The following is a 23550-nucleotide window of genomic DNA, read 5'->3' as shown; positions in this document are numbered from 1 at the left end:
GTGTGGTGCTGCTCGTGGCGGCATCCCATTCCCCCCATGGGATGCCGCCCCTTTTTGTTTCGTTCCTCCCCATTCCGTTGGAGGATGCCGACTCTCCACCGACGGCGCGCGGTCGATCGAGTCGATGGGTGCCGGCTCCTAGCGTCGGGGCATGCCCGAGCCGTTCGTCGTCCAGCCGCGGTCCAACGCGGGTGCGCACGCGTGCGACCTCGCGGAGGATCAGGCGACCGCGCCGACGGTGTCACCGGCGCGACCCGAGCCCGAGCCGAGACATCCGCGCCTCGCGCCACTGGCCGAGTTCCTCGACGACCCGCAGGTGACCGACCTGTTCATCAACGGCGACGCCGGGCTGTTCGTCGATCGCGGAGACGGGCCGGTGCCGGTCACGACGTGGCGCGCAACGGAAGAAGAGGTGCGCGACCTCGCCATCGGGCTCATCGGGCTGGGCGGCAGGCACATCGACGACGCAACCCCGTGCGTGGACGTGCGGCTGCCGCACGGGCTTCGAGTGCATGCCGTGCTGCCGCCGGTTTCCGCAGCGGGCACCGCGATCTCGATCCGCGTTCCTCGGCTCGGCGTTGCCGGTCTCGACGGTCTCGAACGGCTCGGGATGTTCGACGCGGAGACACGACGGCGATTGGAGGCCATCGTGGTGCGTCGAGAGAACGTGCTGGTCACCGGTGCCGCCGGCGCCGGCAAGACGACGCTCCTGGCCGCTCTGCTCAGCGCCGCACCGGTGACCGAGCGGATCGTCACGATCGAGGACGTCGCCGAGCTCCGGATCGACCACCCGCATCATGTGCGACTCGAAGCGCGCCAGCCGAATCTCGAAGGGGCCGGTGCCGTCGGCCTGGCGCGATTGGTGCGCGAGGCGCTGCGCATGCGTCCCGATCGGATCGTGGTGGGCGAGTGCCGAGGCGACGAGGTGCGCGAACTGTTGTCGGCTCTCAATACGGGGCACGACGGGGGAGCGGGCACCGTGCACGCGAACGGCCTCGACGACGTGCCGGCGCGACTCGAGGCGCTCGGCGCGCTGGCGGGCCTGGACGACCATGCGCTGGCCCGCCAGGTCGTCAGCGCGATCCACTGGGTCGTGCACGTCGGCCGTGCCTCCGACGGGACCAGACGGGTGCACGGGATCGGTCGTCCGACGCTGAACCAGGGCGGCCTGCTCACAATCAGCGAAGGGCCGCCCGCATGAGGCTGCGACGACGACAGGCGCCGGAGCAGGATGCCGCGGCCACCGCGGACACCGTGCTGCGCCTCGCGGTCCTGCTGCAGGCCGGCATCGCGCCGGCGCGCGCCTGGACCCATCTCGCCGCCGCAGGAGACGCCACCGCCGAGCGCATCGAGCGGGGTGTGGCCGCGGGCGATGAGGTGCCACGGGCGATCGCCCAGCTCGGCGGCAGCTGGAGCGCCGTCGCGTCGGCGTGGACGGTGGCGGCGACCGTCGGCGCCCCGCTCGCCGAGAGTTTGCGCGGCATCGTCGTTGCCCTCCGCGATGCGCAGGAGACCTCCGACGAGGTGCGAGTCGCGCTCGCCGAGCCCGCCGGGACTGCGCGACTGATGGGCTGGCTGCCCCTGGTCGCCGTCCTGCTCGGCGTGGCGCTCGGATTCGACACGTTCGGCGTGCTGATCGGCAACCCGATGGGCGTCGTGTGCCTCGCCGCTGGCATGCTGCTCATCGCCGTCGCACAGCGCTGGACCCGAGCGCTCGTGCGCAAGGCACGCACAGCCACCGGCATCCCTGGCCTGGAAGCCGAACTACTCGCGATCGGGCTGAGCGGCGGCGTCTCCATCGAACGCGCACGGCGGATCGTCGCCGACACGACGGCCGAAGGGACGGATGCCTCGATCGACACGACCCTCGCGCTGTCGCGGCTGGCCGGAGTCCCCGCGGTCGAGCTGCTGCGTGCCACCGCTGCACTGGCTCGACACCGCGCCCGCACGGACGGGCGGTTGCGTGCCGCGCGGCTCTCCTCGCAGCTGCTGCTCCCGCTCGGCGTATGCACGCTGCCCGCCTTCCTCCTCCTCGGTGTCGCCCCGATGCTCCTCAGCGTCCTGAGTTCGACATCGATCCCGATCTGATTCCCCGACCGTGCCCACCCACCATCCCTTGTAAGAAGGAGTCCTCATGTCCCTGTCCACCCTTCCCGCCGCGGCGCCCGTCGCGCAGGTCCTCCCTCCCCTGACTCGCCGACGCGCGCGGCGGCTGTTCACCGACGACCACGGCGCGGCGACGGCCGAGTATGCGATCGCCACGATGGCCGCCGTGGCGTTCGCGGGGCTCTTGGTCGTCATCATGCGGTCCGATGAGGTGCGCGGCATCCTCACCGACCTCGTGCGCCGCGCGCTGACGGTCGCGTGAGAGCGTGCAGCGGGTCGCCGCGCGGCGACCCGGAGCGGCGGCGGCACGGCCCGCGCACGGGCCGGGATGACCGCGGTTCGGTCGTCGCCGAGTTCGCGATCGCCCTCCCCGCGATCGCGGTCGTACTCATGCTCGGTGCGGGCGCCCTCCTCACCTGTGCAACGCAGGTGCGTCTGCAGGATGTCGCGGCCGACGCGGCACGGCTCGCGGCGCGGGGCGAAGCCGAGGCGCGCGTCGATGCCGTCGGCGCGGCGGTCGGGGCGAGCACATCGGTCCAGTACCGGGCCGACCTCGTGTGCGTCACGGCGTCCGCTACGCCGCGCCTGCCGGTCGGTGTGCTCTCGGCCACCTCCTGCGCCCTCGACGGCGGTCGGTGATGTCGGGCACCTTGATCGCCCTCGGGGTTGTGGCCTGCACCGCGAGCCTCGCGGTGGGCCTCGTCGCCGCCGGCACGGCGTCCGCGTTCGGCCAGCACCTCGCGGGTGCGGCCGACGCGGCGGCCCTCGCGGCGGCGGATGCGGCATCCGGTGCCGTCTCCGGTATCCCGTGCGAGCGCGCGACCCAGGTGGCCGTTGCCGCGGGGGTCACGGTGCAGCGATGCGAGCTGGACGGACTGGTCGCCACGGTCGTGGTCGGAGCGGACTTCGGGAGGCTCCCCGCCGCCGCCGCGGCGCGCGCGGGACCGCCACCCTGAGAAGACCGGGTGCGCTCCTCACAGCATCCGGTGTGTATGGTGTGCATCGAAGAAAGGACGCTCAGTGCCAAAGGAACCGCAGGGCAAGAAGCTCGTCATCGTCGAGTCTCCGACGAAGATGAAGTCCATCCAGGGCTACCTCGGCGACGGCTATGAGGTGCTGAGCTCCGTCGGGCACATCCGTGATCTCGCCAGTAAGAAGGACATCCCGGCCGACAAGAAGGCGTCCTACGGCAAGTACTCGATCGACGTCGACAACGACTTCGACCCGTACTACGTCGTCAACGACCGCAAGACCAAAACGGTCGCCGAGCTGAAGCGCGCCGTGAAGGATGCGGACGAAGTCCTGCTCGCGACTGATGAGGACCGCGAAGGCGAGGCCATCGCGTGGCACCTGCTCGAGGTGCTCAAGCCCAAGGTTCCGGTCAAGCGCATGGTCTTCCACGAGATCACCAAGGACGCGATCCGCGCCGCCGCCGAGAACACGCGCGAGCTTGATCTGGCCCTGGTCGACGCGCAGGAGACCCGCCGCGTCCTGGACCGCCTGTACGGCTGGGACGTCTCGCCCGTGCTGTGGCGCAAGGTCGGCAGCGGTCGCGAGGGCGCGGCGCTCAGCGCCGGCCGCGTGCAGTCCGCCGCGACGCGCATGGTCGTCGAGCGGGAGCGCGAGCGCATGGCGTTCGTCTCCGCGTCGTACTGGGATGTCGAGGCGCTCGCCGTCAAGGAATCCGACTCGTTCTCCACGCGCCTGGCGCGGGTGGATGGCGCAGCTTTGGCCCGCGGCACCGACTTCGACGACCGCGGTCAGCTGAAGAAGGCCGTGCTCGTCCTCTCCGAGGCCGAGGCCCGTGAACTCGCAACAGCGATCGAGGCCTCCGGCGAGGCATCCATCACGGCGCTCGAATCCAAGCCCGGCACTCGCAGCCCGAAGGCGCCCTTCACGACCTCCACGCTGCAGCAGGAGGCCGGCCGCAAGCTCTCGATGAGCGCCAAGCACGCGATGAGCGTCGCCCAGCGACTGTACGAGAAGGGGTTCATCACCTATATGCGTACGGACTCGACGGCCCTCAGCACGCAGGCCGTCCAGGCCGCGCGTGCGCAGGCCGTCGCGCTGTACGGCGACCGTGCGGTTCCGGCGAACCCGCGGGTATACCGCAACAACGCCAAGAACGCGCAGGAGGCGCACGAGGCGATCCGCCCCTCGGGCGAGGACTTCCGCACGCCCGCATCGGTCTCGGCCGAGCTGGACCGCGACGAGCAGCGCATGTACGACCTCATCTGGAAGCGCACCATCGCCAGCCAGATGTCGGACGCCAAGTACGAGACCACGACGGTCACCATGGCGGTGGATGCCGGGGGTCGCACCGCGGAGTTCACCGCGTCGGGCACCGTCTACACCTTCAAGGGCTTCCTCGAGGCGTACGAAGAGGGCCGCGATGAGAAGCGCGGCGACGCCGACAAGACCGACGATCAGTCGCTTCCGGCTCTCGCCGTCGGCGACGTGCTCGCGGTGCGGGACATCGAGCCGAAGGGTCACGCGACGACTCCGAAGCCGCGCTACACCGAGGCGAGCCTCGTCAAAGCGCTGGAGGAGAAGGGCATCGGCCGCCCGTCGACCTTCGCCAGCATCATCGACGTCATCCTGGACCGCGGCTACGTGACCAAGCGCGGTCAGGCTCTGGTGCCCAGCTGGCTCGCGTTCAGCGTCGTGCGGCTCCTCGAGGAGCACTTCGCGACGCTCGTCGACTACGACTTCACCGCCGCGCTCGAAGACGACCTCGATGCGATCGCCCGCGGAGAGCAGAAGCGCGGCGAATGGCTCCGCTCCTTCTACTACGGCTCGGATGACCGGGTCGGCCTGCGCAACATCGTCGACAACCTCGGCGAGATCGACGCGCGCGAGCTGAACGCCACGCCGATCTCCGAGGGCGTCACGCTGCGCTTCGGCAAGTACGGGCCCTACCTCGAGGTCGTCGACCCCGAAGCCGAGCCCGAGGCCGAACCGCGGCGCGTCAACATCCCCGAGGATCTCGCGCCCGACGAGCTGACGCCGGAGAAGGCGCGCGAGCTCATCGACGCTCCGGTCGCGGGCAACCGCGTGCTGGGCGAGAACCCCGAGAACGGCAAGCTGATCGTCGTCAAGGACGGCCGGTTCGGACCGTACATCGAGGAGACGCTCCCGGAGGAGCCCATCGCGGTCGACGAGGCCACCGGCGAGGTCGTGGAGGCGCCGAAGAAGCGCACGACGAAGGCGGCGGCGAAGAAGGATGCCGCGCCCAAGCCGCGCACCGCGTCGCTCTTCAAGTCGATGTCGGTCGACACCGTCGATCTCGACACCGCGCTGCAGCTGCTGTCGCTGCCGCGCGTGGTCGGCACCGATCCGGAGTCCGGCGAAGTGATCACCGCGCAGAACGGCCGCTACGGTCCGTACCTGAAGAAGGGCACCGACTCGCGCTCGCTCGATTCGGAATCGCAGATCTTCGACGTGACCCTCGAGAAGGCGCTCGAGATCTACGCACTGCCGAAGTACGGCGCACGCCGTGCCTCAAGCGCGCTCGCCGAGTTCGAGAACGACCCGGTCAGCGGCAAGCCGATCCGCGTGCGCGACGGGCGTTTCGGCGCCTATGTCACCGACGGCGAGACGAATGTGACGATCCCTCGCGGACAGACCGTCGAGGACATCACTTTCGAGATCGCGGTGCAGATGCTCGCCGACAAGCGTGCCAAGGGCCCGGCGCCCAAGCGTGCGGCCGCCAAGCGCACCACGACCCGCAAGGCGCCGGCGAAGAAGTCCTCGTGACCGCATCCGCACCCGAGTCGGGATCGCGCGGGCTGTTCGTGACGTTCGAAGGCGGCGACGGCGTCGGCAAGACGACGCAGGCGACGCTGCTGCAGGAGTGGCTGACCACGGCGGGGCGCACGGTCGTGCGCACCCGCGAGCCGGGCGGCACCGAGGTGGGAGTGCTCGTGCGCGACATCGTGCTGCACCACCGTGGCGAGATCGCCCCGCGCGCCGAAGCCCTCCTTTACGCCGCCGACCGTGCGCACCACATCGAGACGTTCGTGCGCCCCGCGCTCGAGCGGGGCGACGTGGTCATCCAGGACCGCTACCTCGACTCCTCCGTCGCGTACCAGGGGGCCGGACGGGTGCTCGGCAGCGACGAGGTCCGTGACCTGTCGCTGTGGGCGACCGGAGGGCTGCTGCCGGATGTCACGGTGCTGCTGGACCTCGATCCGTCGGTGGCGCGCGAACGTCTCGACGCCGACGACAAGCCGTTCGACCGCCTCGAGTCCGAGAAGACGGCGTTCCACGAGCGCGTGCGCGCCGAGTTCCTCGCACTGGCTGCGGCGGAACCCGACCGCTTCCTCGTGCTGGACGCGTCCCGGCCCGCCGCCGAGCTCGCCGAAGCTGTGCGCGAGCGCGTCACCGCCGCGCTGCACCCCGCCGCGTGAGGCGCGTCGGAACGCGCGGATAGGCTGAACCCATGGATGCTGTCGCGACGCTGCCTTGGGCGGACGTCTGGGGACAGGACGAGGCTGTCGCGACGCTGCAAGCGGCGGCGGCAGACCCCGCCGGGATGACGCATGCCTGGCTGATCACCGGTCCGCCCGGATCAGGACGCTCCACCCTGGCCGCCGCGTTCGCCGCGGCGCTGATCGCCGAGCCGGGCGACGAGAACGGCATGCGCCAGGTGCTGGCCGGCGTGCATCCCGACCTCACCGCGCTGCGCACCGAGGGTGTGATCATCTCGATCAAGGACGCGCGAGCCCTCGTCGAGCGCTCCTACTTCTCTCCATCGCTCGGCCGCTACCGCGTCATCATCATGGAGGACGCCGACCGCATGGTGGAGCGCACCTCGAACGTGCTCCTCAAGGCGCTTGAAGAGCCTCCGGAGCGCACGGTGTGGATCCTCTGCGCGCCGAGCGAGGCCGACCTGCTGCCGACGATCCGCTCCCGGGTGCGCGTGCTGCGCCTGCGCGAACCCGATGTCGACGACGTCGCCCGGCTGATCTCGCAGCGCACCGGCGTCAACCTCGCGATCGCCGAGCAGTCCGCGCGCCACGCCCAGCGTCACATCGGCATGGCACAGCGCCTGGCGACGGACGACGCGGCCCGTGCGCGCCGCGACGACACGTTGCGCGGGGTGCTGAGCGTCCGCGGTGTCGGCGATGCCGTCGAGGTCGCCGGCCGCGTCGTGCAGGCCGCGACCGAGGACGCCAAGACGCTCACGGCCGAGCGCGACGAGCTCGAGCGCGCCACGCTACTGCGCACGGTCGGCATCGCGGAGGGCGCGGCCGTGCCGCCCGCCGTCCGTTCGCAGCTCTCGGCCCTGGAGGACGAGCAGAAGCGCCGCGCGACCCGCAGCCTGCGCGACGGCATCGACCGGGTGCTCACCGACCTGCAGTCGATGTTCCGCGACGTCGTGCTGCTGCAGTTCGGCCGCGACACGGATCTGATCAACCGTGAGCTGGAGAGCGACCTGCGTGCGCTGGCGGCGGCCTGGTCGCCGCAGCGCACCATGACCGTGCTCGATCAGATCGCCGCGACCCGCCGCAATCTGGAACAGAATGTGGCGCCCACCCTCGCCCTCGAAAGCATGCTCGTGACTGTCGCGAGCGGGAGGATCCCGTGAGAACCGAATCAGCGCGCCGCGTGCGCCGCATCTCCGCCGTCGTCGCAGGTCTCGTCGCGGCATCCCTGGCCCTGTCCGGGTGCCTCTACGCGATGATCCCCGAGTCGGGACCGACCTCGACCGCCAGCGCGGCGCCCGACACGGAAGGCGTCTCGGCCGAGCTGCTGCCGTTCTACGAGCAGACGCTGACCTGGACCGACTGCGGCTCCGGCTTCGACTGCACAACGGTGACGGCCCCGCTGGACTGGTCGGACCCGTCATCGGGCAGCATCGACCTGTCCGTCATCCGCCATCGGGCGACCGGTGGCGATGTGATCGGCTCGCTGCTGACCAACCCCGGCGGGCCGGGTGCCAGTGGCGTCGCACTGATCCGCGACTCGTTGTCGTTCGCGGTCGGCGACGCGCTGCAGCAGCGCTACGACGTCATCGGGTTCGACCCGCGCGGGGTCGGCGAGTCCACTGCCGTGCGGTGTTACGACGCCGCGGACATGGACGCGTACCTGTTCGACATCCCGCAGAACCCGCGGGGATCGGATGCATGGACGGCCGAGCTCAATGCGAACAGCCTCGCGTTCGCCCAGGCGTGCGACGCCGGCAGTGACGGCATCCTGCCCTTCATCACGACCGACAACGCCGCGCGTGACATGGACCTGTTGCGCGCCGTGCTGGGCGACAAGAAGCTCAACTACCTCGGCTACTCGTACGGCACGTTCCTCGGCGCCACCTACGCCAAGATCTACCCCGAGCGGGTCGGGCGCCTCGTGCTCGACGGCGCGATCGACCCGGCCGTGTCGGGGCTGGATGTCAGCACGACTCAGGCGGTCGGCTTCGAATCCGCGCTGCGCGCCTACATGGCGGCCTGCCTGACCGAGAGCGATTGCCCGTTCCGCGGAAGCGTCGATGAGGGGATGGCCGACCTCGGGACGCTGCTGGCGAGCGTGGACCGCGCGCCGATCGAGGCATCCGACGGTCGGATGCTGGGCGCGGACTCGCTCATGACGGCGATCATCGCCGCGCTGTACTCGCAGGACAGCTGGCCGTACCTCACGGTGGCGCTGAGCGACGTGCTGCAGGGCGATGCGGATGTCGCCTTCCAACTCGCCGACTTCTACTACGGCCGCGAGGGCGGGACGTACAGCGACAACTCGACCGAGGCGTTCCGTGCGTACAACTGCATGGACTATCCGGATGACTCCACCCAGGAGCAGAAGGACGCGTCCGACGCCAAGATCAAGGCCGAGGCGCCGACGGTCGCGCCGTACTGGTCGGGACCGGACCCCTGCGCGCAGTGGCCCTATCCGCCGACCGGAGTGCGCGAACCCATCTCCGCGGACGGCGCCGCGCCGATCCTGGTGGTCGGCACCACGAACGATCCCGCCACGCCGTACGAGTGGTCGGTGTCGCTGGCCGAGCAGCTCTCCTCCGGCATCCTGATCACCCGCGTCGGTGAGGGACACACCGGATTCAACAAGGGCAACGCCTGCGTGGACAACGCCGTCGAGGCGTATCTGCTGGAGGGCACGGTGCCTGACGGCGACGTCCGCTGCGAGTGACACGCCCGGGTGGGGGAGCTCGGTTCGCGAGGGCTCTCCCAACCCTGTAAGATCGATCATCGTGCTACGCGAGAGCGAAGTACGCCACCTTAGCTCAGTCGGCAGAGCGATTCACTCGTAATGAATAGGTCAAGGGTTCGATTCCCTTAGGTGGCTCCGCACCGACAGAGGCCCGCTTTTCAGCGGGCCTCCGTCGTCGGTGCTGAGGTGGCTCACACATGGAAGAAGTGGTCGACGCGGTCGTCGAGATCTTCGCGTGGACGGGATTCGGCCTCGGGGTTCTCCTCGCCGGCGTCGCGCTGATCCTCTACCTCTTCGACGGCACCTGGCTGCACACCCGCGCAGTGGTCGAGCTCGTCGGCGATGACTCCGCCGCCGGCCGGCACGTCGTCGTCCGGTGGTTCGACGAGTCGGGCGCTGTCAACCAGGCGCCGTTGACTGCCGCGGAGTATCACCAGCTCGGCGAGAAGGACATGGCCGACATCTTCTATCGCCGCGGATGGACGAATCGGATGCGGCTGACGCCCGGTTCTCCCGCGGTCAAGGCGGCGTCGCTGCTCGCGGCCGGTCTGGTCGGCGTGGGGGCTGTGGCGCTCGTGCTGTCCTGGATCCTGCTCTTCGCCCGAGGCTGATCCCGCCTCGAACCGTGAGCCGTCAGCCGACGGCGAGCATCACACCGGCCGCGACCGCCAGCGCCAGACCGACCCACTGCACCGCGGCGATGCGCTCGCGCAGCACGATCGCCGCCAGCAGGATCGTCCCGGCCGGGTAGAGCGCGGTCAGGGCCGAGACGATCGAGAGCTCGCCGGCGCGCAGTGCGAGCAGCAGCGCCACATTCGCGATCGCATCCACCGCACCGCACGTGATCGCGAGCCACCAGGCGCGCGACCGCGTCAAGGTCGAGGTGATCGTGGTCGGGAGGTGCTGCGCGTGCTCCAGGTCGGCGTGTCCGGAAGGCATGGCGCCGACGCCGTTGCCCGAGACCTCGAGGACGGATGCCGCGGCCTGACCGCGACGGACGGCGACGCCGGCGAGAACGGCGATGACCGCGGCCGTGATGACGGTGCTGGTGGCCCGGTTGACCACGAGCGGCACGAGCCCGCTCTGCGCGCTCGTCTGGTCGATGACGATCAGGAACCCGCCGATGCAGATACCCGCGCCCACGGCCATCACAAGGCCGCTGGTGCGGGGTCTGACCACCTTCTCGCCCGGGATGAATCCGACGAGCACCACCGCGACGAGCGCAACGGCCAGACCGGCGTAGCCCAGCCCCGACAGCGTCTCGCCGTTGACCGTCAGCCCCCACAGCATCGGCGCGATCGCCGAGACGACCGCCGTCAGCGGCGACAGGATGCTCATCGGGCCGATAGCCAGGCAGGCGTACAGCAGCACGATCGCGCCGACGCCGAACAGTCCCGACAACGCACCCCACGCGACATCCGTCGCACTCCAGGCGCCGCCGATGAACGGGTACAGGCAGGCGAGCAGAACGAATCCGGAAGCGGCGGCCACCGAGGTCACGATGATGGAGCGCAGCCGCTTGGCGGCGAGACCACCCAAGAAGTCGGCGGATCCGTAGATGAGGGCGCCGACGAGCGCGAGAACTGCGGAGAGCATGGTCCGCCCAGGATAGAGGTCGCATCGGACGAATGGCGCTGGAGAAAATTGCTAGATAAGCTAGCGATATGCCGAAGGACGATCGCACACGTACGACCACCCGCTGGGTTCGCATCTTCATCCCCGCGCTCCTCGTCCTGCTCTGGGTGATCGGCGGGTCGATCGGGGGGCCGTACTTCGGCAAGGTGAGCGAGGTCTCCACCAACGATCAGTCCTCGTTCCTGCCGCAGAGCGCCGACGCGACGCAGGTGAACGAGATGCTGCCCGAGTTCACCGGCGGCGACACCATCCCAGCCGTGGTCGTGATCGCCGGGGATGACGCATTGACCGAGGAGCAGATCACCGCGCTGACGGCGATCTCTGCGGATATCGCCGAGATCGACGGCGTATCGGGGGATGTATCACCGCCGGTGATCTCGGACGACGGCGAAGCGGCGCAGATCTTCGTGCCTGTGGCCACCGACGGAGAGATCCGCGAGATCGTCGAGGAGATCGCGGCCACGTTGACGGCAGAACTGCCCGAGGGGCTGGAGGGCTGGGTCACGGGTCCGGCGGGATTCACCGCAGACCTCGTCAGCGGCTTCCTCGGGATCGACGGACTGCTGCTGATCACCGCGCTGCTTGCCGTGTTCGTCATCCTGATCATCGTCTACCGATCGCCGCTGCTGCCTGTACTCGTGTTGATGACGTCGCTGTTCGCACTGTGCGTGGCGCTCCTGACCGTATGGTGGCTCGCGAAGGCGGGCATCGTCGTCTTGAACGGTCAGGTCCAAGGCATCCTCTTCATCCTCGTGATCGGAGCCGCGACCGACTACGCGCTCCTGTACGTGGCCCGCTTCAAGGAGGCCGTCGCCGATGGCGCGACGAAGTGGAACAGCGTCACGCGCGCCTGGCGCGGTGCGTTCGAGCCGATCCTCGCGTCGGGCGGCACGGTCATCGCCGGACTCCTGTGCCTGCTGCTGTCCGACCTGGCCACGAACCGGGCGCTGGGCCCCATCGCGTCCATCGGCATCGTGTTCGCCATGCTGTCGGCGCTCACGTTCCTGCCCGCGCTTCTCGCCCTCGTCGGCAAGGCGGCGTTCTGGCCATTCGTGCCGAAGCATCCCGCGACCCCCCTCCCGGACGATCTGACTCAGCCGGTCACCGGGTTCTGGGCGAAGCAGGCGCGTCTGGTGGCTCGTCATCCCCGGCGCGTGTGGATCATCACGACACTCGTCCTCGTGGCCGCGTGCGTGGGCGTGTTCCAGTTGAAGGCGGACGGCGTCCCCGCGAGTGATCTGGTGCTGGGCGCGTCCGAGGCGCGAGACGGGCAGGCTGTGCTGGCGGAGCACTTCCCGGGCGGATCCGGGAGTCCGGTCTATGTCATCGTCGCCGATGATCAGCTCGTGGACGCCGTCGGCGTCCTCGAGGAGAGCGACGGTGTGGAATCGGTAGCGGTGATCTCGGACGATTCTCCGACCGGCCAAGCATCGGTGGCGATCGAAGACGGCGAGCCGGTGTTCACGGCGCCCGGGCCGCCCGGTGGGGAGGCGCCAGAACCGACGATCGTCGATGGGGATGTGCTGCTCGTGGGCACGTTGACCGACACCGCGGATTCCGTGGCCGCCGAGGACACCGTCCGCGACCTGCGCGCGAGCCTCGACGAGGAACTGGGCTCCGGAGCCGCGCTCGTCGGTGGCGTCACCGCGACGGACATCGACACCAACGACACCTCGATCCGCGACCGGACGTTGATCATTCCGGTGATCCTGCTCGTCATCCTCGGCATCCTGATGCTGTTGCTGCGATCGATCGTCGCGCCGATCCTGCTGATCGTCAGCACCGTGATCTCGTTCGGTGCCGCCCTCGGAGTGAGTGCGCTCGTGTTCAACCACGTGTTCCACTTCCCCGGAGCAGATCCCGCGGTGCCCCTCTACGGGTTCGTGTTCCTCGTGGCGCTCGGGGTGGACTACAACATCTTCCTGATGTCACGAGTGCGAGAGGAAGCGCTCGTGCACGGCACCCGTCGCGGCATCCTGCGCGGGCTGGTCTCCACCGGCGGTGTGATCACCTCGGCCGGACTCGTGCTGGCAGCCACCTTCGCGGCGCTTGGCGTGATTCCGATCCTGTTCCTCGCACAGATCGCCTTCATCGTCGCGTTCGGCGTCCTGTTGGACACCTTCATCGTCCGCTCGCTGCTCGTGCCGGCACTCGCCTACGACATCGGCCCGGCGATCTGGTGGCCATCCAAGCTGTGGCGCCGGGGTCCGGAGAGGACGGATGCCGCGCCCGCCGTGGCCGAGCCGTCGACCGAGGGCGACGCGGCGACGGATGCCGCAGCCGATCCGGCGATGACCCGGGCGGACTACCGGCGTACCCTCGAAGAATGACCAAGGCGCTGTTCATCGTCGACGTCCAGAACGACTTCACCGAAGGCGGTGCGCTCGGCGTGGCCGGTGGCGATGCCGTCGCCGAGGGGATCACCCGGTACCTCGGCGCGCACGCCGCCGAGTACGCGCTGATCGTCGCCTCGCGCGACTGGCACGATGCCGACGGCGACAACGGGGGACACTTCGCCGCCGGTGAGCCCGACTTCGTCGACACCTGGCCGGTGCACTGCGTGGCGGGGACGGCGGGAGCCGAGTACGACCCCGGACTGGATATGACCGCGATCACCCACCACCTCAAGAAGGGGCAGGGCGTGCCCGCCTACTCGCTCTTCGAGGGCGTCACCGACGAGGGCGAGACGGTCGCGCAGCTGCTCGAGGCGCACGGGGTGATCGATGTGGATGTCGTGGGGCTGGCGACCGACTACTGCGTGCGAGCCTCCGCGTTCGACGCCATCGACCACGGTCGGCACGTGCGTGTCTTCACCGACTTGATCGCCGGTGTGGCGGAGGCCTCCAGCGCGGCTACGCTCGCCGAACTCGCGCACGCCGGTGCGGAGCTCGTCGACTCCGGTGTCTGAGTCCACCGCGGCGGAACTGGCCGAGGCACTCGCCTCGCTGGCCTCCGCTGCGGAACAGGACAAGATCCGCAAGCGCATGACCGACCCGGCGACCGAGGTGCGCGGGGTGCGGATGGGTGCGCTGTTCGACCTGGCGAAGGCGCACACCGCGATGCCGCTGGACGAGGTCGACCTGCTGCTGCAATCGGACTGCTACGAGGAGCGGATGGCGGGAGTCAGCATCCTCGACTTCAAGGCGCGACGCCGCGGCATCACACCGGAGGAGCGACGCGCCCTCTACGACCTGTGGATGCGGCGACTCGACTACATCGACACCTGGGACTTCATCGACCGCTCCGCGCCGCGCGTCGTCGGCGGGTACCTGCTCGATCATCCGCGCGACGTGCTGTTCGAGCTGGCCCGCTCCGAGAACCTGTGGCACCGCCGTGCGGCCATCACGGCGGCGTTCTGGATCATCCGGTCCGGCGACCTCGATGACCCGGTCGCGCTGTGCGAACTGCTCGCAGCCGATCCGGAGCGCTTCGTGCAGACCTCCGTGGGTGTGGCGCTGCGGGAGATCGGCCGCGTCGACCAGGAACGGCTCGAGGCGTTCCTGGACCGCCGGGGTGCGGAGTTGTCTGCCGAAGCGCGGCGCACCGCCCGCACCGACCTCTGACTCAGACCCCGACGATCGCGGCTCTCAGCTGCTCCAGCGTAGGCGAGCCGGCGGGCCCGTCCGGAGTGCGATAGAGCCGGCACCCGAAGCCCGCAGCGGTCTCCGGGTCGGCGAAGAGGTCGACGCCGTCGAGGAGGATGCTGGGCGACCCGTGGAAGCCGATCTGCTCGGCCTCGTCGGGATCGCGCACCGGACGCGTCGTGACGGCGAGATCAGGATGCTCGGCCGCGAGCTGGGTGAGACGCTCCCGCGCCGGCTTCCAGCTCGGGCAGCCATCGAAGTACTGCAGTTCGATGTTCATGACGCCGACGCTATCCGCCGCGGATGCTGATGGTGGGCCCGGAGGGGCTCGAACCCTCGACCCGCGGATTAAAAGTCCGATGCTCTACCGACTGAGCTACAGGCCCGATGGTTCCAGCCTACCGGCGTGCAGAGCCTCTTTCGCGACACGCGGTCAGGACCGCCCGCTGCGCTCGAGGCGCGCATGGTGAGCGTCGGGAGACCGGCGCCGTCGCCTGAGCGGCGAGCCTCAGCCGGCGATGGGGTGCAGGCGGGTGTCGAACACCAGCCCGCCGTCCAGATCGCGTGTGGTCAGCACCAGCTCAGCGCCGTCGGCCTCGATCTCGGTCCAGGTGGCCGCCTCCGCCGAGGTGGTCGCGCGGTCCGGCCCGCCGCCGATGAGCTGCACGTACGGGAACTCGTCGGTCGCCTCCAGGAGGACCGCCTCGTGCGTGTGCCCCGAGACGATGATCTGCGCGCCCCACTCCACGAGCGCGTCGTGCCACGCATCCCGGCTCATCCGGCTGAACCAGTCATAGCCGCCGTCGTCGTAGTCCACGACGGTCTCATCGGTCCAGCGCAGCGGGATGTGACAGAACACCAGGCGGTACGGCGCATCGCGCATCTCGGGCCGCGCGAGTGCCTCGTGCAGCCAGGCGGCCTGCTCGGCACGGAGCTGTTCGAACGCGACGCGACCTTCGAAGGTGGGGTGCGCATCGGGCTTGTCCTCCCCGGTGTTCAGGATGACGAAGGCGACCGGTCCGACGCGTCCGGCCGAGTAGGGGCGCCCGTCGGGCGTCGCGACGAAGTCCTCGAGCTGATAGGCCCACGTGCCGCGCACGTCGTGGTTGCCGATCACGATCGACAGCGGCCGGCCGGCGCTGATGTCCAGCCCTTCGGGACTCAGGACGGTGGTGGTGAACGACCCCGGGTCCTTCCAGTCGTTGCAGAGATCCCCGTTCCAGACCAGCAGGTCCACCCCCGGAGTGACCTCGTGCAGCGCCCGCAGCGTGTCGGCGCGCTCGTGGGTGTCGTTCCACACCGCGATGTGCGCGGAGGATGCCGCGGCATCGAGTGTGCGCACGGGCTTCCAGGCGCTCTCGTGGCGCTCGGTGTCGCCGGCGATCGCCTCGGTCACCGCGCGTACGACGAGGTCGGCGCCCGGCTGCAGGCCGGAGAGGCGCACGCGCAGGACGCGGTCGTCCTGCGGGACCATGCCGAACGCGTCTGCGCTGACGACACCGCGCTCGCCGTCGTGTTCCCACTCCAGCCATCCTCGGCTGAGGCGTCCGACGCCCCAGACGAGTTCGAATCCGTCGGATCGCGGCGCCATGACGACGGGCGGGCTGGTGACAAGGGCGGAGGTGTTCATCGGGTTCTTTCGGGGGTTCAGACGAGCTCGAGCGTGAAGCGGTACCGGACGTCGTCGTCGAACCACATCCGGAAGTTGGTGCCCCACATATTGTTGTGCAGGTTCACATACAGGCCGTCGTCGGGCTGAGCGACGGCGTTCTCGAACCGGAAGAGCTGCGGCATGCCGACGGCCACGAGCGGGGCGTCGAGCGTACGGAGGGCGAAGCGACGGTCGGCCGTGTGCGACACGGCGGACACGGCGTGCAGGCTCCGGTTGCCGTTGCGCACGACGTGCTGCGGGTCGACCTGGGCGCCGAGCTTGTCCAGACGCCACGCTCCTGCGCCGACGCGCGGGCGGAACGCGAACCAGGTGGCTTCGGGGAGACGGGATGCCGTGCGCTCGAGCACGTCGAGCGTGATCTCGATGCGACCCTCCGCGGTGAACAGGTACTCGACCCGCACGCGGCGGGGTGCACCCCACAGTTCGCTCGCGGGACCCGGCATGGCCAGGTCGAGCGTCAGCGCCACGCCGTCGGTGCGGTCGCTGCGCGTCAGCGAGAGCACGCGCGGGGCGAACACCTGCGCCGGTTGGGTGTCGGCGATGGCCAGGCCCGGCTTGGACTGATCGGGGATCGCCCACATGCCGGTCTCCTCGATGCGGCGGCAGTACTGCGCCACCCAGAGGGCCTCGTCGCGCTCATCGAAGGTCTGGTACCGGAAGGCGCCGAGACGGTGGTCGTCGTCCGCCCAGTCGGCGCCGGTCAGGTCGACGAGCGCGACGAGCGCGCCGTCGTCGCCGAAGCGCACGCGCCAACCCAGGACCGCGTGCTCCTCGGTGGGATCGAGGGCGATGGATGCGGCATCCGTCGGCGTCTCCCGTGGCGGCGTGAGCTCGGCCAGCGCGGCGGTCGCGATCCGCGCGCGCTCGGGGGAGAGTGCCGCGATCGCACGCTCGACATAGCTGCGCTGTTCGGCCCAGGAGGCCTCGAACGCCGAGTAGCTCAGTCCCTCCTCGCGGGGGTGCTCGGTGTACGCCCAGGCGTAGACGTCCATCTCCGGGCCGTTGATCGACGGGTCGATGACATCGCGCGCGCGGGCTGCGGTGAAGTCGGCCTTCGTGTAGTTCACGTAGTCCGGCAGCCAGGTCTTCAGATCCTGTCCCCAGGTGTGCTCGGCGATGAGCAGGAGGGCGTCACCGAGCCCTTCGTCCTCGGCGCTTCCGGGAGCGAGTGCACCGGAATCGATCCACTCGCGGCGCAGTGCCAGCAGGCTCTTCAGCTGCGCGGTCAACAGCGGGTCGCTGCCCACCCCGTGGATCCAGGAGTCGCCGATCTCGTCGGTCAGTACGGGCAGGGCGTCGCGGACGGCGAGCACGCTGGCGGCGAAGTCGTCGAGCGTCGAGGCGACGATGCGCGCCCCCGGGTAGGCGGCGGCGAGGTCGGCGAAGAGCGCTTCGACCTCTTCGGCGCTCTGCGGGCCGAGGTTGTCGCCGGTGTGTGCGAGGTGCATCGCGTCGGCGCCGCCCGGAGCGATCGCCAGCTCGAGGGCTTCGGCGCCGTATCCCTGCGCGTAGTTGACGACGACCTCGCTGCCGTCCGGCGCCTGCCAGCGGAAGAACTCGGGCACGTCGGGGACCGCGGAGGCCCCGTTCACGCCGAGGTGCAGGTAGTCGATTCCCGCGGCGGCCAGAGCGGGGACGAGCCCGACCGTGTGGCCGGGGACATCGGTCATCTTGGCGGCGACGGTGTGCGTGCCGAAGCGCTCGTCGAGCCGCCGCGCGATCGAGATGCCGTAGTCGAGGAGGGGGCGATCCATCACCTCGGTGTGCAGGGTCATCGGGAGGCCGTGCCAGCGGACGCGGCCCGCGCGGATGGCGTCCTCGAGCCGGGCGCGCTCGTCCGGGCTGCCCACTCGGAGTGCCTCCTGGATGAGCCAGGAGCCGGTGGTCCACACGAAGCGGGCGGGGCCGCCACGGCGCTCCAGCTCTTCGGAGAGCTCGATCGCGCGGGGGAGGTACGAGCTCAGATATCGGTCGGTCACGTTGGCCGCGAGATCGGTGAATCCGATGTCGAGGTGTGTCTTGAACACGACGTGAATCGTCGAGATCATGCGCTGGCTCCTTCGCCTTGAAAAGCAAACGAAACTTGTGTTTGCGTAAACATCATTCTGTCGTATACTCCGATGTGAACGCAAACATTCACGAGGAAGTGACGTCGTTATGAGGCAGGAAACCGCGCAAGACACCCGAGTGGTGTGCGGTCGGTGCATCCGATGAGCAGCACTGCAGTATCCGTTTCGTCCGCGCGATCTACGGCATCCATCGCCGCGCCGAAGCGGCGGCGGCGTCGTCGCGACTGGGCCGGATGGATCTTCGTCGGCCCGTTCATGGCCGTCTTCACACTCGTGCTGATCGCGCCGCTGATCTACGCGATCTACCTGAGTCTGTTCCGGGAGACCCTGGTCGGCGGCACATCCTTCGTCGGCTTCGAGAACTACGTCAAGGCGTTCGCCGATCCGAAGTTCTGGGAGGCGCTGGGCCGCGTCACCGGCTTCCTCTTCGTCCAGGTGCCGATCATGCTCGGTATCGCCCTCTTTGCGGCGCTCGCCCTGGACAGCGCGCGGCTGCGCTGGGTGCCGCTGTTCCGGCTCTCGATCTTCCTGCCCTACGCCGTTCCCGGCGTCGTCGCGGTGATGATCTGGGGCTACATGTACGGCTCCCAGTTCGGGCTCGTCGCCGACCTCAACGACTTCTTCGGCATCACTCTCCCCGATCCGCTGTCCAACAGCTGGATCATGGCGTCGATCGGCAACATCGTCACGTGGGAGTTCGTCGGGTACAACATGCTCGTCTTCTACGCGGGCCTGAAGGCGATTCCGCACGAGCTCTACGAGGCCGCCGAGATCGATGGCGCGGGCACATTCCGCACGATCTTCAGCATCAAGCTCCCCGGCATCCGCGGGGCGATGATCATCGCCACCCTGTTCTCGATCATCGGCAGCTTCCAGCTCTTCAACGAGCCGCAGATGCTGCGCTCGCTCGTGCCCAACCAGATCTCGAGCTACTTCACGCCGAACATCTACGCCTTCAACCTCTCGTTCTCCGGCTCGATGTTCAACTACGCGGCGGCGATCGCCATCCTCTCCGGCATCCTCACGATGATCGTCGCGTTCATCGCGCAGAACCCCGAAGGCATCTTCCGACGGAAGAACCGCAACGCGCCCCAGCTGGAGGAGACGGCATGAGCACCGAAACGATCGTCACGGGCCGTCGCCGTTCGCCCAGCCGACTCGCCAGCGCGCAGGTCGCTCCGGTCGACCGCAAGCGCAAGCGCGGCGGATCGCGGCACCGGCCGGCATCCGTGCCCGTCACCCTCCTGATGGTCGCGATGCTGCTGTACTGCCTGCTTCCGCTGTTCTGGCTCGTCGTCAACGCGAGCAAGTCGAAGGACCAGCTGTACAACTCGTTCGCGCTGTGGTTCTCGGGCGACTTCGCCTTGTTCGACAACATCGTGCAGGTGTTCACGTACAACGACGGGATCTTCCTCCGCTGGTTCGGCAACACGATCTTCTACGTCATCGTCGGCGGCGGCGGGGCCGCCCTCCTGGCGACGCTGGCCGGCTATGGACTCGCGAAGTATCGCTTCCCGGGCCGCAGGGCTGTCTTCGCGATCATCTTGGGCGCGATCGCGATTCCCGGCTCCGCTCTGGCGGTCCCGCAGTTCCTGCTGTTCAGCAGCATGAAGCTGACGAACACGCCCGCGGCCGTGATCATCCCGTCGATGGTGAGTGCGTTCGGTCTCTACCTGATCTGGGTGTACGCGGCCGAGGCGGTGCCGGACGAGATCCTCGAGGCGGCTCGCATCGACGGCGCGAGCGAGGTGCGGATCTTCTTCTCGATCGCGTTCCGCCAGCTCATGCCGGCGGTCATCACCGTTCTCATGTTCTCGCTCGTGGCCACGTGGAACAACTACTTCCTTCCGCTGATCATGTTGAGCGATCCGTTGCTGTATCCGCTGCCGGTCGGCCTGAACCAATGGGCGTCGCAGGCCACCTCGATCGGTGGCGCCGCCATCCCGAACCTGGTCATCACGGGTGCACTGCTCACCGTCATCCCCATCGCAGGCGCATTCCTCTACCTGCAGCGCTACTGGCAGTCCGGTCTCACCGCCGGAAGCGTGAAGTAGACATCCGACACTTCAGACCCCTGCATCACACTCACATCGCGAAAGGAAAGACAATGAAGTACTCCCACAGCAAGACCCGGCTGGTCGCCGCTCTCGGCGCCAGCGCGCTTCTCCTGGGCACGCTCGCAGCCTGCTCCTCCACCCCGGCCGACGGCGGCGACGGAGCTGCCGCAGGCGGCACTCAGGCCGACATCGACGCCGCGCTCGAAAAGGGCGGCACGCTGACGTGGTGGACCTGGAGCGACTCCACGCAGGACATGGCGGATGCCTTCACCAAGGAGAACCCGAAGGTCAAGGTCGAGGTTGTCAAGATGGACGACCCCGACGCCGTGGTCACCAAGGTGCAGAACGCCGTCAAGGCCGGCACTGGCGCCCCGGACATCATCCCGGTCGAGTACCAGACCGTGCCGCAGCTCGCCATGGGCGACGCGCTGGCGGACATGAGTGGCTGGGGCTTCAACGAAGAAGCGGCCGGCGACTTCATTCCATCCGCGTGGGAAGGCATGCAGTTCGACGGGAAGCAGCTCGGCATCCCCGGGGACTCCGGACCCATGGTCCTGATCTACAACAAGGAGCTGTTCGACGCTGCCGGTGTCACCGAGGTGCCCAAGACGTGGGACGAGTACGCGGCGGCTGCGGCGGCCATCCACACCTACGACCCCGAGGCGTACATCGCCAACCAGGGCGACGCGGGCTTCATCACGAGCATGATCTGGGCATCGGGCGGTCAGCCGTTCCAGATCGACGGTGACGCGGTCACGATCGACCTCGCGGACGAGGGCAGCACGAAGTTCACCGACCTGTGGAGCGGTCTCCTCGAGAAGGACCAGCTCTCCACGCTGTCGACCTGGGGCGACGAGTGGACCAAGGCTCTGCAGCAGGGCAAGCTCGGCACACTGATGATGGGCGGCTGGATGATCGGCGGCATGGATGACAACAGCCACGGCAACTGGCGCGTCGCCCAGCTCCCCTCGTGGGACGGGAAGCCGGCCTCCGCGATGAACGGCGGCAGCGGACTCGCGGTGAGCGAGCAGAGCACGAACAAGGCGCTCGCCGCAGGCCTCCTGCAGTTCATGGCGACCGGTGGCGGCCGCGATCTGCAGAACGCGAGTGGCTTCCCCGCCACCACGGAGATCATGGACGACCCCGAGTGGCTCGACCGCGAGTTCGAGGCATATGGCGGTCAGAAGGCCAACCAGGAGGGCAAGACCTCTGCCGAGAACGTACTCGCCGGGTGGCAGTATCTCCCGTTCCAGGGCTACGCCAACAACATCTTCGGTGACACCGCAGGCAAGGCGATGGCCGACGGCACCAGCCTGGCAGACGGCCTCCTCGCGTGGCAGGACGACATGGTCGCCTACGGCAACGAGCAGGGCTTCTCGGTCAACAAGTAGTCAGCAGCTCACAGGACGCGGGGCTCGCGATTCGCGGGCCCCGCGCTCTTTCCTCCTTCTCTTACCGACAGACCAGGATGCTCATGCCCAGGTTCACCATCGGCGCCGCCGACTTCCTCCTCGACGGAGAGCCGTTCCGCGTGCTCGCCGGCGCGCTGCACTACTTCCGGGTGCACCCCGAGCTGTGGGCGGACCGTATCCGCAAAGCCAAGCTCATGGGCTTGAACACCATCGAGACCTACGTGCCGTGGAACGAGCACGCGCCCTCCCGCGGAGAGTTCCTCACAACCCCGCAGCTCGATCTCGCGCGCTTTCTCGATCTGGTCGAGGCCGAGGGCATGCACGCCATCGTGCGCCCGGGACCCTACATCTGCGCAGAGTGGACCGATGGCGGCCTGCCTGCCTGGCTCCTCACGGACCAGTCGCTGAAACTCCGCTCCAGCGACCCGGCCTACCTCGCCGCGGTCGAGGAGTATCTCGAGTCCGTCTATGCCATCGTGGCCCCACGTCAGATCGACCTGGGCGGCCCGGTGATCCTCGTGCAGATCGAGAACGAGTACGGCGCCTACGGTTCCGATGCCGACTATCTGCGCACCCTCGTCGCGCTGACGCACCGCGCCGGCATCACGGTGCCGCTGACCAGCGTCGATCAGCCGCTGGGCACGATGCTCCGCGACGGTAGCCTCGACGAGCTGCACCGCACAGGGTCCTTCGGCTCGCGTGTCGACGAGCGCCTCGCGCTGCTGCGCCGCAACCAGCCCACCGGGCCGCTGATGTGCTCGGAGTTCTGGTGCGGCTGGTTCGACAGCTGGGGCGAGCCGCACCACACGACCTCGGCCGACGACGCCGCCGAGTCGCTCGACGCGCTCTTGGCAGCGGGTGCCTCGGTGAACATCTACATGTTCCACGGCGGCACCAACTTCGGTTTCACCTCCGGCGCGAACGACAAGGGCATCTACCGCCCGATCGCGACCACCTACGACTACGACGCCCCGCTCGCCGAGGACGGCACCCCCACCGAGAAGTACTGGCGATTCCGGGATGTCATCGCGAAGTACGCACCGGTGCCCGAGGAACGCCCTGCCGAGCGCGCCGCGACGCCGGTGTTCTCCACGAGCCTGGACCGCGCCGTGCCGCTGGCCGGCGTCGACCTCCTCCGTACACAGGAGTTCGACCTGCTTCCGGATGCCTCGGCTTTCGGCCTGCCGCGCGGATTCTCGCACTACGCCACGACCATCGCGCACGGCGGCCTGCTCGCCTTCGCCGAGGTGCGCGACCGGGCACATGTGTTCGTGGACGGCGTGCGGGTCGGGATGATCGACCGCGAGCACGGGGAACGCGTGATCGTCCTGCCGCCGTCGGACGGGGGCGAGCTCTGCCTCCTCGTCGAGCACCTCGGTGGTGTCAACTACGGCCCGCGGCTGGGCGAGGCGAAGGGCCTCATCGGTTCGGCGACACTGGACGGTCGGCCCCTGCGCGGGTGGCGAGCCGGTCCCGTGGACCTCGACCTGAGTCTCGTCCGCGAGGCGCTGGCGCGTCCGGAGGCGGTGATCCCCGAGGGATCCCCGGTCGCCGGGCCGGCGTTCGCGTCCGGGCGCTTCACCGTCGGTGAACCGAGCGACCTGCACCTCGAGATCGGCGCCTGGGGCGCCGGCGTGGTGTGGATCAACGGGTTCCACCTGGGGCGGCACTGGAGCCGCGGGCCGCAGCGCACCCTCTACGTGCCGAGCCCTGTCGTGCGAGCGGGCGAGAACGAGATCATCGTCCTGGAGATCTCGGGTCTGCCGATCGCCGAGGCGACCTTCGCGGCGCAGCCCGATCTCGGTCCGGACGAGGTGTGACGCGATGACGCACCCGGCTCGGCGGCCGGTG

Annotated in this window: 21 protein-coding genes and 2 tRNA genes; 18 read left to right on the top strand and 5 right to left on the bottom strand. The window is 69.0% G+C overall.

What is annotated here, in order from left to right:
• The first annotated feature begins 151 nt into the window (after window positions 1-151).
• The 11 genes from ASD65_RS06820 to ASD65_RS06770 all read left to right on the top strand — a co-directional run bounded on the left by ASD65_RS06820 (window position 152) and on the right by ASD65_RS06770 (window position 9881).
• A complete protein-coding gene (locus tag ASD65_RS06820) occupies window positions 152-1201 on the top strand; it encodes a TadA family conjugal transfer-associated ATPase (protein ID WP_082561602.1) in 1050 nt (349 codons plus the stop codon).
• Window positions 1198-2088 (top strand): type II secretion system F family protein, encoded by an 891-nt coding sequence (locus ASD65_RS06815; RefSeq protein ID WP_056220240.1) that lies wholly within the window; start codon window positions 1198-1200, stop codon window positions 2086-2088. Before ASD65_RS06820 ends, ASD65_RS06815 begins: the two co-directional genes overlap by 4 nt.
• Window positions 2089-2134: 46 nt before the next feature.
• On the top strand, window positions 2135-2368 hold the full coding sequence (locus tag ASD65_RS06810) for a DUF4244 domain-containing protein (protein WP_056220237.1): 234 nt from the start codon (window positions 2135-2137) through the stop codon (window positions 2366-2368).
• The gene (locus tag ASD65_RS06805; RefSeq protein WP_056220234.1) at window positions 2365-2745 is read left to right on the top strand and encodes a TadE family type IV pilus minor pilin; all 381 of its coding nucleotides are present in this window, start codon (window positions 2365-2367) and stop codon (window positions 2743-2745) included. The genes ASD65_RS06810 and ASD65_RS06805 overlap by 4 nt, the downstream gene beginning before the upstream one ends.
• On the top strand, window positions 2745-3062 hold the full coding sequence (locus ASD65_RS06800; RefSeq protein ID WP_056220232.1) for a hypothetical protein: 318 nt from the start codon (window positions 2745-2747) through the stop codon (window positions 3060-3062). The genes ASD65_RS06805 and ASD65_RS06800 overlap by 1 nt, the downstream gene beginning before the upstream one ends.
• A 64-nt stretch (window positions 3063-3126) precedes the next feature.
• Window positions 3127-5862, top strand: coding sequence for a type I DNA topoisomerase (topA, locus tag ASD65_RS06795; RefSeq protein WP_268778126.1), 2736 nt, complete (start codon window positions 3127-3129; stop codon window positions 5860-5862).
• Window positions 5859-6515 carry a dTMP kinase gene (gene tmk, locus ASD65_RS06790; RefSeq protein WP_056220229.1) on the top strand — a complete coding sequence of 219 codons (657 nt, stop codon included), beginning with the start codon at window positions 5859-5861 and terminating at the stop codon, window positions 6513-6515. The genes topA and tmk overlap by 4 nt, the downstream gene beginning before the upstream one ends.
• Before the next feature lie 32 nt (window positions 6516-6547).
• The gene (locus tag ASD65_RS06785; protein ID WP_056220226.1) at window positions 6548-7696 is read left to right on the top strand and encodes a DNA polymerase III subunit delta'; all 1149 of its coding nucleotides are present in this window, start codon (window positions 6548-6550) and stop codon (window positions 7694-7696) included.
• Window positions 7693-9249, top strand: coding sequence for an alpha/beta hydrolase (locus tag ASD65_RS06780; RefSeq protein WP_056220223.1), 1557 nt, complete (start codon window positions 7693-7695; stop codon window positions 9247-9249). The genes ASD65_RS06785 and ASD65_RS06780 overlap by 4 nt, the downstream gene beginning before the upstream one ends.
• 83 nt (window positions 9250-9332) lie before the next feature.
• A tRNA-Thr gene (locus tag ASD65_RS06775) sits at window positions 9333-9405 on the top strand.
• 62 nt (window positions 9406-9467) lie between these two features.
• Window positions 9468-9881, top strand: a complete 414-nt coding sequence (locus ASD65_RS06770; RefSeq protein ID WP_056220221.1) for a hypothetical protein — start codon at window positions 9468-9470, stop codon at window positions 9879-9881.
• A 22-nt stretch (window positions 9882-9903) separates the two neighbouring features.
• Here ASD65_RS06770 and ASD65_RS06765 read toward each other — a convergent pair whose 3' ends face one another.
• Window positions 9904-10866 carry an EamA family transporter gene (locus ASD65_RS06765; protein WP_056220218.1) on the bottom strand — a complete coding sequence of 321 codons (963 nt, stop codon included), beginning with the start codon at window positions 10864-10866 and terminating at the stop codon, window positions 9904-9906.
• Between the two features lie 68 nt (window positions 10867-10934).
• Here ASD65_RS06765 and ASD65_RS06760 point away from each other — a divergent pair, with 68 nt between their 5' ends.
• From ASD65_RS06760 to ASD65_RS06750, 3 genes are read left to right on the top strand one after another with little or no spacing between them, the layout of a single operon-like run.
• The gene (locus ASD65_RS06760; RefSeq protein WP_056220216.1) at window positions 10935-13235 is read left to right on the top strand and encodes an MMPL family transporter; all 2301 of its coding nucleotides are present in this window, start codon (window positions 10935-10937) and stop codon (window positions 13233-13235) included.
• Window positions 13232-13813: an isochorismatase family protein gene (locus tag ASD65_RS06755; RefSeq protein ID WP_056220213.1), complete on the top strand. Its 582-nt coding sequence runs from the start codon at window positions 13232-13234 to the stop codon at window positions 13811-13813. Before ASD65_RS06760 ends, ASD65_RS06755 begins: the two co-directional genes overlap by 4 nt.
• On the top strand, window positions 13806-14468 hold the full coding sequence (locus ASD65_RS06750) for a DNA alkylation repair protein (RefSeq protein ID WP_056220210.1): 663 nt from the start codon (window positions 13806-13808) through the stop codon (window positions 14466-14468). The genes ASD65_RS06755 and ASD65_RS06750 overlap by 8 nt, the downstream gene beginning before the upstream one ends.
• A 1-nt stretch (window position 14469) precedes the next feature.
• On the opposite strand, the gene ASD65_RS06745 is transcribed toward ASD65_RS06750, so the two are convergent.
• The 4 genes from ASD65_RS06745 to ASD65_RS06730 all read right to left on the bottom strand — a co-directional run bounded on the left by ASD65_RS06745 (window position 14470) and on the right by ASD65_RS06730 (window position 18209).
• The gene (locus ASD65_RS06745; RefSeq protein WP_056224567.1) at window positions 14470-14769 is read right to left on the bottom strand and encodes a hypothetical protein; all 300 of its coding nucleotides are present in this window, start codon (window positions 14767-14769) and stop codon (window positions 14470-14472) included.
• A gap of 30 nt (window positions 14770-14799) precedes the next feature.
• A tRNA-Lys gene (locus tag ASD65_RS06740) sits at window positions 14800-14875 on the bottom strand.
• A gap of 122 nt (window positions 14876-14997) precedes the next feature.
• Window positions 14998-16119 (bottom strand): metallophosphoesterase family protein, encoded by a 1122-nt coding sequence (locus ASD65_RS06735; protein ID WP_056220207.1) that lies wholly within the window; start codon window positions 16117-16119, stop codon window positions 14998-15000.
• A gap of 17 nt (window positions 16120-16136) precedes the next feature.
• Window positions 16137-18209, bottom strand: a complete 2073-nt coding sequence (locus ASD65_RS06730; RefSeq protein WP_056220204.1) for a DUF5054 domain-containing protein — start codon at window positions 18207-18209, stop codon at window positions 16137-16139.
• Window positions 18210-18371: 162 nt separating this feature from the next.
• Between ASD65_RS06730 and ASD65_RS06725 the strand changes: the two genes are divergently transcribed.
• The 4 genes from ASD65_RS06725 to ASD65_RS06710 all read left to right on the top strand — a co-directional run bounded on the left by ASD65_RS06725 (window position 18372) and on the right by ASD65_RS06710 (window position 23519).
• Complete coding sequence (locus ASD65_RS06725; protein ID WP_056224565.1) at window positions 18372-19343, top strand: carbohydrate ABC transporter permease; 972 nt, start codon at window positions 18372-18374, stop codon at window positions 19341-19343.
• Window positions 19340-20284 (top strand): carbohydrate ABC transporter permease, encoded by a 945-nt coding sequence (locus tag ASD65_RS06720; RefSeq protein ID WP_056220201.1) that lies wholly within the window; start codon window positions 19340-19342, stop codon window positions 20282-20284. Before ASD65_RS06725 ends, ASD65_RS06720 begins: the two co-directional genes overlap by 4 nt.
• Window positions 20285-20337: 53 nt before the next feature.
• Window positions 20338-21678, top strand: coding sequence for an extracellular solute-binding protein (locus tag ASD65_RS06715; RefSeq protein ID WP_056220200.1), 1341 nt, complete (start codon window positions 20338-20340; stop codon window positions 21676-21678).
• 83 nt (window positions 21679-21761) lie between these two features.
• Window positions 21762-23519: a glycoside hydrolase family 35 protein gene (locus ASD65_RS06710; protein ID WP_056220197.1), complete on the top strand. Its 1758-nt coding sequence runs from the start codon at window positions 21762-21764 to the stop codon at window positions 23517-23519.
• The last annotated feature ends 31 nt before the right edge of the window (window positions 23520-23550 follow it).

Source organism: Microbacterium sp. Root61 (genome assembly GCF_001427525.1).
In the GTDB taxonomy this organism is placed as follows: Bacteria; Actinomycetota; Actinomycetes; order Actinomycetales; family Microbacteriaceae; genus Microbacterium.
Note: the sequence above shows the minus strand (reverse complement) of the source record. Positions and strands in the feature narration are given on the sequence as shown.

Excerpts from the sequence above, each read along its gene's own strand:
- ASD65_RS06820 (WP_082561602.1), top strand. The coding sequence starts at position 152 with ATGCCCGAGCCGTTCGTCGTCCAGCCGCGGTCCAACGCGGGTGCGCAC.
- ASD65_RS06815 (WP_056220240.1), top strand. The coding sequence starts at position 1,198 with ATGAGGCTGCGACGACGACAGGCGCCGGAGCAGGATGCCGCGGCCACC.
- ASD65_RS06810 (WP_056220237.1), top strand. The coding sequence starts at position 2,135 with ATGTCCCTGTCCACCCTTCCCGCCGCGGCGCCCGTCGCGCAGGTCCTC.
- ASD65_RS06800 (WP_056220232.1), top strand. The coding sequence starts at position 2,745 with ATGTCGGGCACCTTGATCGCCCTCGGGGTTGTGGCCTGCACCGCGAGC.
- ASD65_RS06785 (WP_056220226.1), top strand. The coding sequence starts at position 6,548 with ATGGATGCTGTCGCGACGCTGCCTTGGGCGGACGTCTGGGGACAGGAC.
- ASD65_RS06770 (WP_056220221.1), top strand. The coding sequence starts at position 9,468 with ATGGAAGAAGTGGTCGACGCGGTCGTCGAGATCTTCGCGTGGACGGGA.
- ASD65_RS06765 (WP_056220218.1), bottom strand. The coding sequence starts at position 10,866 with ATGCTCTCCGCAGTTCTCGCGCTCGTCGGCGCCCTCATCTACGGATCC.
- ASD65_RS06760 (WP_056220216.1), top strand. The coding sequence starts at position 10,935 with ATGCCGAAGGACGATCGCACACGTACGACCACCCGCTGGGTTCGCATC.
- ASD65_RS06755 (WP_056220213.1), top strand. The coding sequence starts at position 13,232 with ATGACCAAGGCGCTGTTCATCGTCGACGTCCAGAACGACTTCACCGAA.
- ASD65_RS06745 (WP_056224567.1), bottom strand. The coding sequence starts at position 14,769 with ATGAACATCGAACTGCAGTACTTCGATGGCTGCCCGAGCTGGAAGCCG.
- ASD65_RS06735 (WP_056220207.1), bottom strand. The coding sequence starts at position 16,119 with ATGAACACCTCCGCCCTTGTCACCAGCCCGCCCGTCGTCATGGCGCCG.
- ASD65_RS06730 (WP_056220204.1), bottom strand. The coding sequence starts at position 18,209 with ATGATCTCGACGATTCACGTCGTGTTCAAGACACACCTCGACATCGGA.
- ASD65_RS06725 (WP_056224565.1), top strand. The coding sequence starts at position 18,372 with ATGAGCAGCACTGCAGTATCCGTTTCGTCCGCGCGATCTACGGCATCC.
- ASD65_RS06720 (WP_056220201.1), top strand. The coding sequence starts at position 19,340 with ATGAGCACCGAAACGATCGTCACGGGCCGTCGCCGTTCGCCCAGCCGA.
- ASD65_RS06715 (WP_056220200.1), top strand. The coding sequence starts at position 20,338 with ATGAAGTACTCCCACAGCAAGACCCGGCTGGTCGCCGCTCTCGGCGCC.
- ASD65_RS06710 (WP_056220197.1), top strand. The coding sequence starts at position 21,762 with ATGCCCAGGTTCACCATCGGCGCCGCCGACTTCCTCCTCGACGGAGAG.